This window comes from Burkholderia sp. AU16741 (assembly GCF_002223345.1).
In the GTDB taxonomy this organism is placed as follows: Bacteria; Pseudomonadota; Gammaproteobacteria; order Burkholderiales; family Burkholderiaceae; genus Burkholderia; species Burkholderia sola.
On sequence record NZ_NKEZ01000011.1, the window covers coordinates 130503 to 146423 of the forward strand.

Sequence of the window (15921 nt, forward strand, 5' to 3'; positions counted from 1 at the left end):
CTGCGATCCGGTTCGTGCCCCCCCCGGCGCGTTACGGGTGCCATCGGCGTCGATGCTGGCCGCACTCGCGTCATCCGTCGGCATTGCGATCGTCGCGGCGCTGCAGTATGCCGTGCTCGCGCGGTTCGGCGGGTTCGCCCGGGCGGGGGCGGCGATGCCCGTTCCCGCATCGCCGGTCGACCCCCTGTGGCCCGTGTTCGGCGCGATGGTGGTGGGCGGCGCGGCGCAGGCGCTGCTGTACCGGCAGTTGCTACCGCAACGTTACCGAACCCCGCGCAACGGGACGCTCGCGGCGCTCTGGCTCGCCTGTACGTTCGTGCCTGTCGGCGGCGGCCTCGTCGTGCTGGCCAGCTGTGCGTGGGCGGCTTGCTGGCCCGCGAAGCAGGGCGACGACGCATACGCCGACGTGCCTTTGCCCGAGTTCGTCACCTATCTCGTGTCGCGCGTCTCGCACGGCGGCGGCGCGCGTCTGCAGGCGCGTCTCGTGAATACCCGGGTGGCCGCGTCGGATCGTCTCTCCGCGCTGGTGGCGATACAGAGCATGCCGACGCGCACGACCGGCACGCTGCTGCGCGATCTGCTCGCCGATCCGCTCGAAGACGTGCGGCTCATCGCATACGGCACGCTCGACCGCGCCGAGAACGAGATCGCGCAGAACATCTTCCACGCGCAGCAGACGCTCGACGCCGCCACCGACGACGCAACGCGCCAGGCGACCCATCGCCGGCTTGCCGAGCTGTACTTCGAGCTGGTCTATCAGAATCTCGTGCTCGGTGCGGTGCACGGGCACACGCGCGAACAGGCCGACCGCCACGCGCAGGCCGCGCTCGCGATCAACGCGGGCGACGCGGCGATGTGGCTCGTTCGCGGCCGCCTCGCACTCGCGACCGGCGACGCGGATGCGGCCATGCAATACATGAGCCGCGCGCTCGAATGGGGCTTTCCGCGCGAGCGTCTCGTGCCGTGGCTCGCCGAGGCCGCATTCCTGCGCGGCGAGTATTCGCGCACGGCCGAGCTGCTCGCGTCGCTCGGCAACGCGGCCGCGCTGCCCGTTCTCAATCCCGTCGTTCGTTACTGGTCGTCATGAAACCGTCCATTCACCGCCGTGCCGGGCCGTCGACCGCGATCGACGTCTGCCTGCTGCTCGAAGGCACGTTCCCGTATGTGCGAGGCGGCGTATCGAGCTGGGTCAACGAGATGATTCGAGCATACCCGCACAAGCACTTCGCGATCGTGTTCATCGGCAGCCGGGAAGACGACTATCATGGCGCCGCGTACGCATTGCCCGACAACGTCGTTCACTTCGAATCCCATTATCTGTATGGCGACGTGCCTGCCGATACGGGCGGCGCACGGGAGATTCCCGGCGACCCCGAAGCGTTCAAGCGATCGGCCGCGCTGCACGATGCGTGGCGTGGGCTGGGTACGGACGGCGCCGCGGCGAACCCGGCTGCGCTGATGGCCCACCTGGTCCAGCTGATCGGCGACGACGGACCGCTGAACGAGCAGCAGTTTTCCACCAGCCGCGCGGCGTGGGACTTCATCGTCGAGCGTTATCACCGCTACTGCACCGACCCTTCCTTCACCGACTACTTCTGGACGGTGCGGATCATGCACAAGCCGCTGTGGCAGCTTGCGCGGATCGCACGCGCACTGCCGCCGGCGCGCGTCTATCACACCGTATCGACGGGTTACGCGGGCTTTCTCGGTGCGCTGTTGCATTACCGCACGGGCCGTCCGCTGCTCGTTTCCGAGCACGGCATCTATACCAAGGAACGCAAGATCGATCTGCTGCAAAGCGAGTGGATCCGCGACAACCGCGGCGCGTTCGAGCGGGACGTATCGACGATCAGCTATTTCCGCGCGCTGTGGGTGCGCTTCTTCGAAGCGCTCGGCAAGCTCGCCTACGACGCGGCCGACGAGATCGTCGCGCTCTACGAGGCCAATCGACACCGTCAGATCGCCGACGGCGCCGAGGCCGCCCGGACGCGCAACATTCCGAACGGCGTCGACGTGGACGGCTTCGCGCCGCTACTGGACAAGCGGGACGGCGGCCCGCGCCGCGTCGTCGCGCTGATCGGCCGTGTGGTGCCGATCAAGGACATCAAGACGTTCGTTCGCGCGATGTTCATCGCATCGCGGACGATGCCGGAAATCGAAGGCTGGATCGTCGGGCCGGAAGAAGAGGATCCCGCCTATGCGCTGGAATGCCGGGCGCTCGCGCAGAGCCTCGGGCTCGCGACGACGGTGCGCTTTCTCGGCTTCCAGCGGATTCACGACATTTTGCCGAAAGTCGACGTGATCGCGCTGACGTCGATCAGCGAGGCGCTCCCGCTCGTCGTGCTCGAAGGCTTCGCGGCCGGCGTGCCGTCGATTACGACGGACGTCGGGTCGTGCCGGCAACTGATCGAAGGGCTCGGAGAGGACGACCGCGCATTCGGGCCCGCCGGTGCGGTCGTGCCGATCGCGAATCCGGCCGCGTTCGCGCAGGCGGCGCTCGACCTGCTCGGCGACGCGCAACGCTGGCAGGCCGCGCAGCAAGCCGGCCTCTCCCGGGTCCGACGCTTCTACACGCGTGCGCAGATGATCGACCGGTATCGGGCGTTGTACGATGCGCTCGCGATCGCCCCCGACCGGATGCGTCGCGGGCAGCCGTTCGAAGTCGGATGCCCGGTGAACCATGCGGGTGCGGGCGTGGCTGCGTCCGGCTCGCGCAAGGAGGGCCGCTGATGGCCGGCATCGGCTTCGAATTGCGCAAGATCCTGCGGCAGCAGACGCTTTTCGGCGTCGCACGCGCATACGCGTATGCGGGGCTGATCAGCTCCGGGCCGCTGATTCTTTCGATATTCGGGATCCTGATCATTGGCGTGATGAGCATCGCGTTCGTGATACCCAAATATGCGATCGTCCAGTTTCAGGTGTCGGTGACTTACCTGATCGCGTGCAGTCTGATTCTGACCGGGCCGCTGCAATTGTCGTTCACACGCTTCATCTCCGACCGGCTGTTCGAAAAGCGCGACGATCTCGTGCTGTCGAACTATAACGGCGTGGCGCTCATCGCCACGGCGGCATCGGGATGCATCGGCTTCATCGCGGTGGCGGCGGGATTTCGCGGTGAGCCGCTGCTGTATCGGCTGCTGATGGTCGCGGGATTCGTCATCGTCAGCAACATCTGGATCGCGGTGATCTTTTTGTCCAGCGTGAAACAGTACCGGCAGATTCTTGCGGTGTTCCTGGTCGGCTACGGCTGCACGGTCGCGTTCGCGCTGATGCTGAACCGGCAGGGCATCTGCGGCCTGCTCGGCGGTTTCGTCGCAGGGCACCTCGTCTTGTTCGCCGGGCTTTCGGGGTTGATCTACCGAAACTACCGCAGCGATCGCTTCGTGTCGTTCGAGATGCTCGACCGGCGCTTCGCGTATCCGACGCTCGCGCTCGTCGGACTGCTGTTCAATCTCGGCGTATGGCTCGACAAGTTCATGTTCTGGTATGCGCCGGGCACGGGTGCCCCGGTGATCGGGCCGTTGCATGCATCGGTGATCTACGACATTCCCGTGTTCATCGCGTACGTTTGCGTGATGCCCGGGATGGCGACGTTCCTGGTACGCATCGAGGCGGACTTCGTCGAGTATTACGACGCGTTCTACGAAGCCGTGCGCAGCGGTGCGACGCTGCGGCACATCAACGACATGCGCGACATGATGGTCGGCAGCGTGCGCGCCGGGCTGTATGAAATCATCAAGGTGCAGGCCGCCGTGCTGGTGCTGATCGTCGCTTTCGGTCACTGGCTGCTGGCGGCCCTGCACATTTCGATGCTGTACCTTCCGCTTCTGCTCGTCGACGTGATCGCCGCGAGTCTGCAGGTGCTGCTGTTGGGTTTGCTGAACGTATTCTTCTATCTCGACGCGCGTCGGCTTGTCGTGGCGCTGTCGGCGGCTTTCGTCGTGCTCAACGGCGTACTGACCGGTATCACGCTATGGATGACGCCGGATGCATACGGCTACGGCTTCGCGCTTGCTCTGCTCATTCTCGATGTCGCGGCGGTGCTGCTGCTCGACCGCAAGTTCGGCCGCCTCGAATACGAAACCTATATGTTGCGTCATTGAGGGGATATGTTTTCATTCCGAATCCGTCGGTCGCGCAGGCCGCCGATGAGGGCAGCGGCGTCGTCCGTGGCTGCCGTCGCAGTCGTCATCTTTGGTGCGCTGTGCGGGCGGGCAGGCTATGCGCAACCCGCCCCGCCGGTATCGTCGCCTGACGCGTGCGATCCGGCCAATGCGATGCGTCCGCATTCCGTCGCGTTCTTCTACGGCAACGACGTGCCGGTTCGTCAGCTGGAGAAGTTCGATGTCGTCGTCGTCGAACCCGACAGCGGCTTCGATCCACGTTCTCAAGACACGCGACGCCCTGCGTGGTTCGCCTATGTGAGCGTCGGCGAGGTCACACCAGAGCGCGACTATGCGCGCAGGATGCCGAAACAGTGGTTGCTCGGGCGGAATACGACATGGGCGTCGACGGTCGTCGATCAGTCGGCGCCGGGGTGGCCGTCGTTTTTCGTCGAACAGGTGATCGCGCCGCTGTGGGCGCGTGGGTACCGCGGCTTCTTTTTCGATACGCTGGATTCGTACCAGCTCGTCGCGAAGACGGAAGCGGCGCGCGCGAAGCAGGAGGCCGGCCTTGTCGCTGTGATCCGCGCGGTGAAGTCACGCTACCCGAGCGCGCAACTGATCCTGAACCGCGGCTTCGAGATCTTGCCGAGGGTGCACGATGCGATCGCCGCGGTTGCATTCGAATCGCTGTTCGGCAACTGGGATCAACGCAACCGGCGTTACGGCGCCGTCCCTGCAGCGGATCGCGACTGGCTGCTCGCGCAAGCCAAGGCCATTGAAGAGCGCTACGCGCTGCCGGTGATCTCGATCGACTATTGCGCGCCGGACGACGCGGCGTGCCGCAGCACGATCGCCGCGAAGATTCGCGCGGCGGGTCTCATTCCGTACGTGACGGACGGCGCGTTGCGCACCGTCGGCACGGGCCCCGATGCGACGGCATCATGGCAATGCCGCGAGCCGAAGTTGGGCGGAGGGTGACGCACCCAGCGTCCTGCTGTCGAGCGCATCTCTGGAGAGCGCGTCGATTGTCGCGATGATCGAATTGAACAGCGTGGAGAGTGCGTTTGCGTGCACACGGATGCGAGCAAGCATTTCTCGCTGCTTCGCGGTCGTCGCCTCTGCTTGCCAGCGCATGAACTGCTCGTCTTGACGCGGTAACGTTGTTCGTTGCCGGGTGTGGTAATGCCGGATTCGTCCGAGCATCCCACCGTCCGGCACGTGCGGTTCCATTCACGGGAGAAATTCTCCGAATTCCGAATTTGTCAGAGGATTCCGGCATGTTTATCACGCCCGGCGCAATGTTTTTTGCGGAAACCGATAAAAAGATAATACGTCCGCGATCGTTTGCGAGGATGGATAGTCACCGGATGCGGCTGCGTGTCGGGGAAAGCCAACCGATATGGCCGGCCATCTTGCGAAATGTCTCTTCGGGCCGGATGGGTGGGCATTACAGTAAGTTTGCTTGCGTGCCGACATAACGAACAACAACACAGGGGGAAGCAAGCATGGGCTCCATGACAGTCGGCAGGAAGCTGGGCGCAGCATTCGGTATCGTCGTACTCATATCGTTGATCGGCAGCGCGATCTCGATCGTCAATTTTCTGAAGCTGAACCAGGCGAACGGCTGGAACGTTCATAGTTACCAGGTCCTGCGCGCGAACGACGACATGTTGACCAGCATGGTCAACATGGAGACGGGCGTGCGCGGCTACGTGGCCGCGGGGGATGACCGGTACCTGGAGCCCTATAAGGCCGGCCTCAAGCAGTTCGCCACGTCGTTCGATGTCGTGCGCAGCCTCACTTCGGACAATGCCGCACAACAGCGTCGTCTCGAGACACTGCGCGACATGCATCGGAAGGTGGCGGAGGTCGACGACAAGCTGATCGCCATGCGGCGCGACGTCAATGCCGGTACGCAGCCTGCCAACGTGCTGATCGACTACTTCAAGCAGGGCGACGACAAGCAGTTCATGGATCGCTATCGAGCGGTGGCCGCCGAACTGACCGGGGCCGAGCAGTCGCTGCTCGATCAACGTTCAGACGAGGTGACCAGCTTGACTGCGTTGACCAAGTTGACGCTCGCGGCGGCTGGCATCATCACCGTCATCCTCTCGATCGTGCTGGGGACCGTCATCACGCGTGGAATCATGCGGTCGCTGGGCGGCGAGCCCACCGACGCCGCGGTCGTGGCCGGGCGGATTGCCGAAGGCGATCTCGAAGCGCCCGTGCCGGTCGCGCCGAACGATCGCGGCAGCCTGATGGCGTCGCTCGAATCGATGCGACGGCAACTGAGCGGCATCGTGTCGGAAATTCAGTCGACCGCGGAATCGATCACGACTTCGGCCGGCGAAATCGCGCAGGGAAACCTGGATCTCTCGCAGCGAACGGAGGAGCAGGCGGCTTCGCTCGAGGAAACGGCGGCCAGCATGGAGCAGTTGACCGCGACGGTTCGTCAGAATACGGAAAACGCCAAGCAGGCGAATGCGCTTGCGGGTAGCGCCTGCGAGGTCGCGATGCGCGGCGGCGAAGTGGTGAACCAGGTGGTCGACTCCATGCGCGCCATTTCGAGCAGTTCGGGCAAGGTTGCCGAAATCATTACCGTGATCGAAGGGATCGCGTTCCAGACGAACATTCTCGCGTTGAACGCGGCAGTCGAGGCCGCGCGTGCGGGCGAGCAGGGGCGTGGCTTTGCGGTGGTGGCCGGCGAAGTGCGCACGTTGGCGCAACGCAGCGCGAACGCGGCCAAGGAAGTCAAGGATCTCATCACGAGTTCGGTGGAGAGCGTGGCGCAGGGGTCGCAGCAGGTCGAACGCGCGGGCGCGACCATGTCGGATATCGTGCAGTCCGTACGGCGCGTGACCGACATCATGAGTGAAATCGCGTCGGCGTCGGACGAGCAGGGAACGGGTATCGAGCAGGTGAACGTTGCCGTGGGCCAGATGGATTCGGTCACGCAGCAGAACGCGGCGCTCGTGGAGCAGGCATCGGCAGCGGCGCAGGCGATGGCGCAGCAGGCAACCACGCTGCGCGAGGTCGTCGGGGTATTCAGGATCGGTCGCGGGCTCGCGCACTGACGGGCTCGGCCTCGGTGCTTCGCCGGAAGTCGACGCGAGCGGGAGCCGAGCCGCTCGCGCGGCGATGCTTCGTCAGCCGAAGCAGTTTGCCGCGGGATGTTCAGTGAAACGAACGCCGGCTGTATCGCGCTTCGGGGTGCGACGACATCGTGCACGCATGTCGTCACCCGCTATCCGGGCATCGACGAATGCCGGCGCAAGCCGTCTACAGGTTCTCGACCGGAACGGGGATCGTCTCGCCTTGATACGGCATCGCCGAGAACGGTCCGACCGCGCGAAGGATTCGATGCCGGTTCAGTTCGAAGGCCAGCCGGATCTGCTGCTCGCTCGTATCCCGGGCGCCCGGGAAGGCGCACATCGTCTCGCGCAATAACGAAAACGAACGATATCCCCAACCGAATCCATAAGCGGAAAATTGCAGCGTGGCCGCATCCGTCAAAACGGGCAGCGTGCTCTCCATCGGTTGCATGTTCATCCTTGGCACCTGTCTGAAAACCATACGGTATTTCGTCACGCATCGGGTCGGCATGACGGTCAGGCGAGCATGCCGCGCTATCCGGCCCGCTTTCGACTACGTCCGCCGTTGCATGGGCCGCTTCCTGTGCGCGCGAAATATGCAAGCGACGTGCCACGTCAAGGCCTATGCCGGACGAGACACTGCCAACGGCGAACAATCGGATGTGTCAATCAATCGATACACCGGCGTCAACGAATTAGACGCCGATCGAGGTTGATGTGGGGCGTGTTTTATTGTCGTCAATCAACCGAAATAGTTTGGAAAGGGACGCGAGGCCGGTTTACGTCGCCGATACCATTCAATCGCTCGGCGGGTTGAAGCAAAGCCGGCGCGCATAGGCTGATGGCGCCGGCTCGAATCGAGCTCAGGCGAACGTCGACGAATCGTTCGGCTGCTTGACGCCGGATGTGGCCCGGGACGATTCGTCGAGCCACGCGATGATCGAATCGTACAGCGCGGCGAGGTGGTCGGCGCGCTCGCCGATCCGCTTGAGCATGTCCCGTTGCTCCGCAGTCGTGGCTTCCCATTGCCAACGCATGAATTGCTCGTATTGAATCGGCAACAGCTTCCGTTGCCCGATGTAGTCATGCCTGACTCGCTCGCGCATCGCAGGGTCCGGCATGTGTCGTTCCGTCGTGTGCCGGGTCAATTTGTCGAAGGTCGCCCGGGCTTCGTCCACTTGAGCGTCGACCAGATAGAACAGGCTCGGCAAAAACTCGATGGGCCGCCATACCGGCGGCCGTTGTGTGTCTTTCGTCATCGTTTGAATGTCGATCAAGCTTTGCTCGGACGGTTCCAGCGCACGCCGACGTCGATCGTTTCCATCAGTCGATCGATGTCGAGCAGGGCCAGCAGTTGTTCGCCGTCGTCTCCTTCGTAGGCGGCGAGGCCCGTGACGCATTCCGTTTGCATCGCGGCCCCGACCTCCGGTGCCGGGCGGCGCGCGGAGCGATCGATATCGACGACGCCGCTCACCGAGTCGACGATCAGGCCGATCGCCTGTTCCGCACCGTCGAGCACGATGATGGCGGTCGGCACGGTGCCACCGATTGGGTCCAGCGAGAACGTCATGCGCAGGTCGACGATCGGCATGACGAAGCCGCGCAGGTTGATCGTGCCTTTGACGAACGGCGGCGCATCGGCGGCGGGCGTCGGTTCTACATAAGGGCGAATCTCGCGGACACTCTGGATATCGATTCCGTATTCGTCGTCGCCGAGCACGAAGGCGACAAATACCTGCGTGGTCGCGTCGCCGGCGCCATCGCGTACGGGTGTGCTCTCCGCGATTTCAACTGCTTCCGTCATGTCATGCTCCAAAAAATGGATGGTTCGTGCCGAATCAAAAGGTGGTCCAGTCTGCTGCAGTGTCCATTGCGGCACGGGGTGACGGCGTGCTCGCCACCGTCACGGGCGTGCGGCCCGGTCGCACCGGCCGCGACACGGCCGCCGTGGCTGCCGCACCCCGGTGCGCGGCCGGCTGGTCGTATGCACGGCTGTCCGCGGAGCCGACGCGGAAGAACGAGACAGCCTCGGTCAATCGACGGCCCTGATCCTCGAGCGACTTCGACGCGGCCGCCGCTTCCTCCACCAGTGCCGCGTTCTGTTGCGTGACTTCGTCCATCTGCGTGATCGCGATGTTGACCTGTTCGATCCCGCGACTTTGTTCGGAGGAGGCCGCGGCGATTTCGCCCATGATGTCCGTCACGCGCGCCACGGCTTTCGTCACTTCGGCCATCGTGTGGCCCGCGTCGTCGGCAAAACGCGACCCATCCTGAATCTTCTGCACGGATGCGCCGATCAACGCCTTGATTTCCTTGGCCGCACCCGACGAACGCTGTGCGAGGCTTCTGACTTCGCTCGCCACGACGGCGAAGCCGCGACCCTGTTCGCCCGCGCGGGCAGCTTCCACGGCGGCGTTCAGCGCGAGAATATTGGTCTGGAACGCGATGCCTTCGATGATCCCGGTGATCTCGGCTATCTTCGACGAGCTGTGGCTGATGTCGGTCATGGTGTCCACGACCTGGCTCACCACCGCGCTGCCTTTGTGCGCGACGTCCGACGCGCCGTCGGCCAGGGCGCTCGCCTGTTGCGCGCTCTCCGCGTTCTGCCGCACGGTGGCGGTGAGCTGTTCCATGCTCGATGCCGTCTCCTGTAGCGACGCCGCCTGTTGCTCCGTGCGGGACGACAAGTCCTGGTTGCCGGACGCAATCTGGCTGGATCCCGTCGCGATGCTGTCCGCGGTGGTGCGGACTTGCCCGATCAGCCGGACCAGGCTCGCCTGCATCTCGCCCATCGAGGCGAGCACGCTGCCCCGCGGCGCGGCGGCGGCGCCGTCGACGGTGCCGAGGTCGCCCGCCGCGACGCGGCGTGTGATGTCGCTCAGGTCGCCGGGTTCCGCGCCGAGTGCCCGCGTGATGCTGCGCGTGATCAGGAAGGCCGCCACGACGGCTGCCGCGAGTGCAGCCAGACAGATGCCGATCAGCAAGACGCGGTGTCGGCCGTACTGTTGCACGGACGCCTGCTTGCTTTCAGCCGCCCGATTGCTTGCGAAACCGGCGTAGGTGTCGGCTGCCGCGACGAGTTCCTTCAGTAGCGGCCGGCATTGATCGACGATCATCGCGATCGCCTGGTCTCGCTGGCCATGCAACGCGGCGTCGCCGATCGCGATGGCCACCGGGCCGTATCGAGACTCGATGCGATTGATCTCGGCCACCAGCGCACGGGCGTTCGCCGTCACGTCGGAATCGGTGGCGATGGCTTCGTTCAACTGGCGAAGCCGCGCCTGCACTTCGTCGTGCGCCTGCGTCATCGCAACGCGTTCGGCTTCGATATCGTCGGGCTTCGTCACGAGCACGAGATTACGGACGGCGACCGCACGCCGCAGTACCGCCGCACGAATTGTCTCCGTCAACGCCGCGCGGGCGCGCGCGCCGTCGACGTAGCCGGCAAAGCCGTCGTTCGCGTCGCCGAGCGCACTGAGCGCGAGCACCGAAACCAGAACCACCAACGCGGCCATCATGCCGAAGGTCGACGCGAGTTTTACCCGCACGGTCAATTGTCCGAAGCTCATCTTTGGTCTTCCCCTGTCGTTCGCTCCAGTGAGCGGTTGTCGTTGTGCTTGTTATGAACGTCGGGTCGGGAAGGCGTCGACATGCGTCGAAGCTCATCCGCCTCCCGTCGTTGAAATCACGACCACGCAGGGACCGGTACCGGCTTCGATGTCTTCGCGTGCCGTTTCGCGAAGGATGAACGCCGCCCGCCCGGTGCGATCCGCGAGATCGTTTCGGGCAATACATGCAAGCGGTGTGCCACATAAAGGGGACTGTCGGACAAGGCTGTGCCGGCAGTGCGGCGGCGGGAGTGTCAACGTGTCCGGACACGCGTGTCCGGAAATCCGACGCTAGCCGATGTCGAGGCTAGCGATGCGCGTGTGCGGAGCTCGCGGCTGATGCCGAGCCGCTTCGCTGCTTCCGCGCGATCGTCGCCGGCGAGTTCCGGCGTGCGCGGGAAACGGCGGCCTAGCTCAGCCGCTATATGGCGATCTGCGTCGAAGAAAAGACCTGCTTGAGCACCATGAAAGTCCGGATCTGACGCACGCCGGGCAGATAAAGCAGTTGCTCGGCATGGAGTCGGTTGAAGCTTTCGCTATCGCGGGTGCGCAGCATCATGAAGTAGTCGAACTCGCCGGTCACCACGTGGCATTCCATGCAGCCGGATACGTTCTGGGCCGCTTTTTCAAACGCGGCGAAGGATTCGGGAGTCGATCGATCCAGCACGACCCCGATGATGACGACCATGCCCGCGTCGAGGGCAGGCGCGTTGAGCAGCGCGACGATTCCTCGGATCAAACCCAGGCTCTTGAGCCGTTCGACGCGGCGCAAACAGGCCGGCGCGCTCAAATTCACCTTCGCCGCCAGCGCCACGTTCGAGATCGATGCGTCCTTCTGAAGGGCGCGCAGGATCGCTTTGTCCGTGCGGTCAAGTTCGACGTGGCTGGCGTCGTCCGGGCGCGATTTGTCGAGAAATTTTGTTGTCGATTTCATCGATTCGAAAAAATTAACGTTCGTGGAGATGCCGGAAATTGTATTTCAAAGCACGGCGAAGGAAATATGTTTGCAACCACGTTTCGCGGGTATTTAACTAGAATTTCTTCGTGCCCGGTCGCCCCGGCGACATCGGGCGTCGGAACCCACCGCCCATCTTTCGGAGAACCTCCGTGAACCTCGATCGCTTTCCTCGCCACAAGCTGACCTTCGGACCCACCCCCATCCATGAGTTGCCGCGCCTCAGCAAGGAGCTGGGTGGAAAAGTGCATCTCTATGCAAAACGCGAAGACTGCAACAGCGGCCTGGCGTTCGGCGGCAACAAGACCCGCAAGCTCGAGTACATCGTGCCGGACGTTCTGGCGAGCGGCGCCGACACGCTCGTATCGATTGGCGGCATCCAGTCGAACCAGACGCGTCAGGTCGCCGCAGTCGCGGCTCATCTTGGCCTGAAATGCGTGCTGGTTCAAGAAAACTGGGTCAACTACTCGGACGCGGTGTATGACCGCGTCGGCAACATCCAGATGTCCCGCATGATGGGCGCCGACGTTCGGCTGGTCAGCGACGGCTTCGACATCGGCATTCGCCCGAGCTGGGAACAGGCGATGGAGAGTGTTCGCAACGCGGGCGGGAAGCCGTATCCGATCCCCGCCGGTTGTTCCGAGCATCGGCTGGGCGGCCTGGGGTTTGTCGGTTTCGCGGAGGAAGTACGCGCCCAGGAAGCGGAACTCGGATTCAAGTTCGACTACATCGTCGTGTGTTCGGTGACCGGAAGCACGCAGGCCGGCATGGTCGTCGGGTTCGCGGCGGACGGACGCGCGGATCGCGTGATCGGTATCGATGCGTCGGCCAAACCCGAGCAGACGCGCGAGCAGATTCTTCGCATCGCACGCCAGACCGCCGATCTCGTGGAACTCGATCGGCCGATCGCGGACGCGGACGTGGTGCTGGACACGCGCTACGGCGGCCCGGAATACGGCCTGCCGTCGGAAGGCACGCTCGAAGCGATTCGCCTGTGCGCGAAGACCGAGGGGATGCTGACCGACCCGGTTTACGAAGGCAAGTCGATGCACGGCATGATCGATAAGGTGCGCCGCGGCGAGTTTCCGGAAGGGTCCCGGGTTTTGTATGCGCACCTCGGCGGCGTCCCCGCATTGAACGCCTACAGCTTCCTGTTCAAGAACGGTTGAGGCTTGGCCGCGTTCCGGCTGCAACTAGAGTCAGAGTCGGAACGCGGCGTGCATATCGCCAATTCGGGGTGCCAAGTATGGACATGCAGAATCGACTTCCGGCCAGCACGATGACGGATCCCGACCCGGAGGAACTCCGGGAATGGTGCGACGCGCTCGATGGCGTGTTGCATGCGTGGGGCGGCGATCAAGGCAACGCACGTGCGCGCCATCTTCTCGATTCGTTGTTGGCCCACGCACAGGCCCGTCGCGTCGGGTGGCGGCCGCCCCTGGTCACGCCGTACGTCAATACCGTGGCGCCCGACGAGCAGCCGGCCTATCCGGGCGATCTGCAAATCGAGCGGCGGATCGCGGCGTTGATACGGTGGAACGCGCTCGCGATGGTGGTCCGTGCCAACCGTGCGCAGGGTGAACTGGGCGGGCACATTGCAAGCTATGCTTCCGCCGCGGATTTGTTCGAGGTCGGTTTCCAGCATTTTTTTCGCGGCCCGGATGCGGTGCACGGCGGCGATCTGGTGTTCTTCCAGGCGCACTCCGCGCCGGGCGTCTATGCCCGGGCGTTCCTCGAGGGACGACTGTCGGAAGAATCGCTGTCCCATTACCGCCAGGAGATCGTGGCGGAGGCTCGCGGCATCCGGGGATTGAGTTCATATCCTCATCCCTTCCTGATGCCGGACTTCTGGCAGTTTCCAACCGGATCGATGGGGTTGGGGCCGCTCAACGCCATCTATCAGGCGCGGTTCATGCGGTACATGGAAAATCGCGGCCTGAAGGAGCACGGCGAGCGTCGCGTGTGGGGTTTCTTCGGCGATGGAGAAATGGACGAGCCCGAGTCGATCGCCGCATTGACGCTCGCGGCTCGCGAGCGGCTCGACAACTGCGTATTCGTCATCAACTGCAATCTCCAGCGACTGGATGGGCCGGTTCGCGGCAACGGCCGGGTCATCGACGAGCTCGAGGCGTTGTTCGCCGGCGCCGGATGGAACGTTATCAAATGCATCTGGGGCTCCGAGTGGGATGCGTTGCTCGGCCGCGATCGTGAGGGTGTGCTGGAGCGGGCTTTCGCGAACACCGTCGATGGCGATTTTCAGACATTGTCGGCCAATGACGGCGCGTTCAATCGCGAGACGTTCTTCAGTCGGACGCCGGAACTGCGAGCGCTGGTGGATTCGTTGTCCGACGACGACATCGCGATGCTTCGGCGCGGCGGGCATGATCCCGTGAAAATCCATGCCGCCTTTGCCGCGGCGACGGTCAGGAATGGCCGGCCGTCGGTCGTGCTGGCCAAGACCATGAAGGGCTATGGCATGGGCACGATCGCGCAAGGGCGCATGACGACGCATCAGCAGAAAAAGCTGGAACGGGACGACCTGATCGCGTTTCGGGATCGATTCGCGCTCCCGCTTTCCGACGAAGCGGCATCGGAAGCGCGGTTTTATCGGCCGCCGCACGATAGCGATGAACTGCGGTACTTGCGCACGCGTCGCGAGACGCTCGGCGGCTATCTCCCTGAGCGACGTGCGGCATCCGAGCGACTCGTGGTGCCCCCGCTGGCGAGCGTCGCGGGTTTTTCGATGAATGCGGACGGCAAGGTCATGAGTTCGACGACCGCCTTCGTCAGGCAGCTCGGTGCGCTGCTCAAGGACGCCGACCTCGGCCCGCGATTGGTCCCGATCGTGGCGGACGAGGCCAGAACGTTCGGGATGGCGAATCTTTTCCGACAGGTCGGAATCTACGCGCCGTTCGGGCAGTTGTACGATCCGGAAGACAATTCATCGATGCTCTCGTATCGTGAAGCGTCCGATGGTCAAATTCTCGAGGAAGGGATCACGGAGGCAGGAGCCATATCGTCGTGGACGGCCGCCGCGACGAGTTACGCCGTGCACGGTGTTCCGATGATGCCGTTCTACATTTACTACAGCATGTTCGGCTTTCAGCGTATCGGCGACCTGATCTGGGCGGCCGCGGACCAGCGAGCCAGAGGTTTTCTCGTCGGCGCCACGTCGGGTCGCACGACGCTCGGTGGAGAAGGATTGCAGCATCAGGATGGTTCGAGTCATCTTCTCGCGTCGACGATACCGACGTGTCGGGCGTACGATCCGTCCTTTGCCGGTGAGCTGGCTGTCCTGGTCGACTATGGGTTGCGGCGCATGCTGAGTGATGCGCAGGACGAGTTCTATTACGTCACCGTGACCAATGAGAACGTCGCGCAACCGAGTATTGCCGATGCTTCGCACGAAGGTATCGTGAAAGGCATGTATCTGTTTCGACAGGGCGGCCGTTTTCAGAGGCGGGTTCAGTTGTTCGGCAGCGGCGCGATCATGGGCGAGGTGCTCAAGGCGGCGGACGAACTCGAGCGGTTACATGGGGTGGGCGCGGACGTCTGGAGTGTCACCAGCTATGTCGAGCTGGGGCGCGATGGCGCGCGATGCGAGCGGGAATGGCGGCTTGGTTCCGGCGATATCGGGGAGTCGTGGATTTATAGCCGGCTGCGCGCGACGGTCGGGCCGATTGTCGCCGCTTCCGATTATGTGAAAGCGCTTCCGGAAATGGTTCGTGCGTATATTCCGGACGGGCGGCGATATGTCACGCTTGGAACCGATGGGTTTGGGCGGAGCGATTCGCGGGCGGAGTTGCGGCGGTATTTTGAGGTGGATGCTCATGCCATCGTGCAGGCAAGCCTGCGGGCCTTCGAGGGGCAGGGGGCGGGGAATGAGGTTTGCAAGCAATCGGGTGCTGCTAATGTCGTCGGGGTGGTGGCGGGATAACGGTGGGATATCGGTTGGATATGTGCGTGGTTTTTTTTAGGCGCGCTCCATGCGCTTGTCGTTGAACCTGTTTTGCTAGCGGTCTATTAGTGTCGCCCCTGCGCGGGGCGGCGGTCACTTTTCTTTGTCTTCCAAAGAAAAGTAACCAAAAGAAAGGCGCGTCCTTGGGCGGACGGCAAAGGGGGTTCTGCTCAGGTTCGTGTTTTGTTTGTCGCACCAGTTC

General features: G+C 63.7%; 13 protein-coding genes. 7 read left to right on the forward strand and 6 right to left on the reverse strand.

Annotation, left to right across the window (positions count from 1 at the left end):
* Nucleotides 1–52 precede the first annotated feature (52 nt).
* From CFB89_RS29615 to CFB89_RS29630, 4 genes are all read left to right on the forward strand, one after another.
* The gene (locus tag CFB89_RS29615) at nucleotides 53–1087 is read left to right on the forward strand and encodes a hypothetical protein (RefSeq protein ID WP_089471672.1); all 1035 of its coding nucleotides are present in this window, start codon (nucleotides 53–55) and stop codon (nucleotides 1085–1087) included.
* Complete coding sequence (gene pelF, locus CFB89_RS29620) at nucleotides 1084–2730, forward strand: GT4 family glycosyltransferase PelF (RefSeq protein WP_089471061.1); 1647 nt, start codon at nucleotides 1084–1086, stop codon at nucleotides 2728–2730. Before CFB89_RS29615 ends, pelF begins: the two co-directional genes overlap by 4 nt.
* Nucleotides 2730–4103, forward strand: coding sequence for an exopolysaccharide Pel transporter PelG (gene pelG / locus CFB89_RS29625; RefSeq protein ID WP_089471062.1), 1374 nt, complete (start codon nucleotides 2730–2732; stop codon nucleotides 4101–4103). Before pelF ends, pelG begins: the two co-directional genes overlap by 1 nt.
* A 66-nt stretch (nucleotides 4104–4169) precedes the next feature.
* Nucleotides 4170–5084: an endo alpha-1,4 polygalactosaminidase gene (locus CFB89_RS29630; protein ID WP_306427140.1), complete on the forward strand. Its 915-nt coding sequence runs from the start codon at nucleotides 4170–4172 to the stop codon at nucleotides 5082–5084.
* Here CFB89_RS29630 and CFB89_RS34580 read toward each other — a convergent pair.
* Nucleotides 5046–5336, reverse strand: coding sequence for a hypothetical protein (locus tag CFB89_RS34580; RefSeq protein WP_144030177.1), 291 nt, complete (start codon nucleotides 5334–5336; stop codon nucleotides 5046–5048). The genes CFB89_RS29630 and CFB89_RS34580 overlap by 39 nt on opposite strands.
* Before the next feature lie 275 nt (nucleotides 5337–5611).
* On the opposite strand from CFB89_RS34580, the gene CFB89_RS29635 reads away from it, so the two are divergent.
* Nucleotides 5612–7180, forward strand: coding sequence for a methyl-accepting chemotaxis protein (locus CFB89_RS29635; RefSeq protein ID WP_089471064.1), 1569 nt, complete (start codon nucleotides 5612–5614; stop codon nucleotides 7178–7180).
* Nucleotides 7181–7385: 205 nt separating this feature from the next.
* Here CFB89_RS29635 and CFB89_RS29640 read toward each other — a convergent pair whose 3' ends face one another.
* From CFB89_RS29640 to CFB89_RS29660, 5 genes are all read right to left on the reverse strand, one after another.
* The gene (locus CFB89_RS29640; RefSeq protein ID WP_179233561.1) at nucleotides 7386–7655 is read right to left on the reverse strand and encodes a hypothetical protein; all 270 of its coding nucleotides are present in this window, start codon (nucleotides 7653–7655) and stop codon (nucleotides 7386–7388) included.
* A gap of 406 nt (nucleotides 7656–8061) precedes the next feature.
* On the reverse strand, nucleotides 8062–8475 hold the full coding sequence (locus CFB89_RS29645; RefSeq protein ID WP_089471065.1) for a hypothetical protein: 414 nt from the start codon (nucleotides 8473–8475) through the stop codon (nucleotides 8062–8064).
* Complete coding sequence (locus CFB89_RS29650; RefSeq protein ID WP_089471066.1) at nucleotides 8472–9002, reverse strand: chemotaxis protein CheW; 531 nt, start codon at nucleotides 9000–9002, stop codon at nucleotides 8472–8474. The genes CFB89_RS29645 and CFB89_RS29650 overlap by 4 nt, the downstream gene beginning before the upstream one ends.
* A 34-nt stretch (nucleotides 9003–9036) precedes the next feature.
* Nucleotides 9037–10767 carry a methyl-accepting chemotaxis protein gene (locus CFB89_RS29655; RefSeq protein WP_089471067.1) on the reverse strand — a complete coding sequence of 577 codons (1731 nt, stop codon included), beginning with the start codon at nucleotides 10765–10767 and terminating at the stop codon, nucleotides 9037–9039.
* A 460-nt stretch (nucleotides 10768–11227) separates the two neighbouring features.
* On the reverse strand, nucleotides 11228–11740 hold the full coding sequence (locus CFB89_RS29660) for an Lrp/AsnC family transcriptional regulator (protein WP_089471068.1): 513 nt from the start codon (nucleotides 11738–11740) through the stop codon (nucleotides 11228–11230).
* 173 nt (nucleotides 11741–11913) lie between these two features.
* On the opposite strand from CFB89_RS29660, the gene CFB89_RS29665 reads away from it, so the two are divergent.
* Complete coding sequence (locus tag CFB89_RS29665; protein WP_089471069.1) at nucleotides 11914–12930, forward strand: 1-aminocyclopropane-1-carboxylate deaminase; 1017 nt, start codon at nucleotides 11914–11916, stop codon at nucleotides 12928–12930.
* A 77-nt stretch (nucleotides 12931–13007) separates the two neighbouring features.
* On the forward strand, nucleotides 13008–15698 hold the full coding sequence (gene mdeB, locus CFB89_RS29670; protein WP_089471070.1) for an alpha-ketoglutarate dehydrogenase: 2691 nt from the start codon (nucleotides 13008–13010) through the stop codon (nucleotides 15696–15698).
* Nucleotides 15699–15921: the final 223 nt, after the last annotated feature.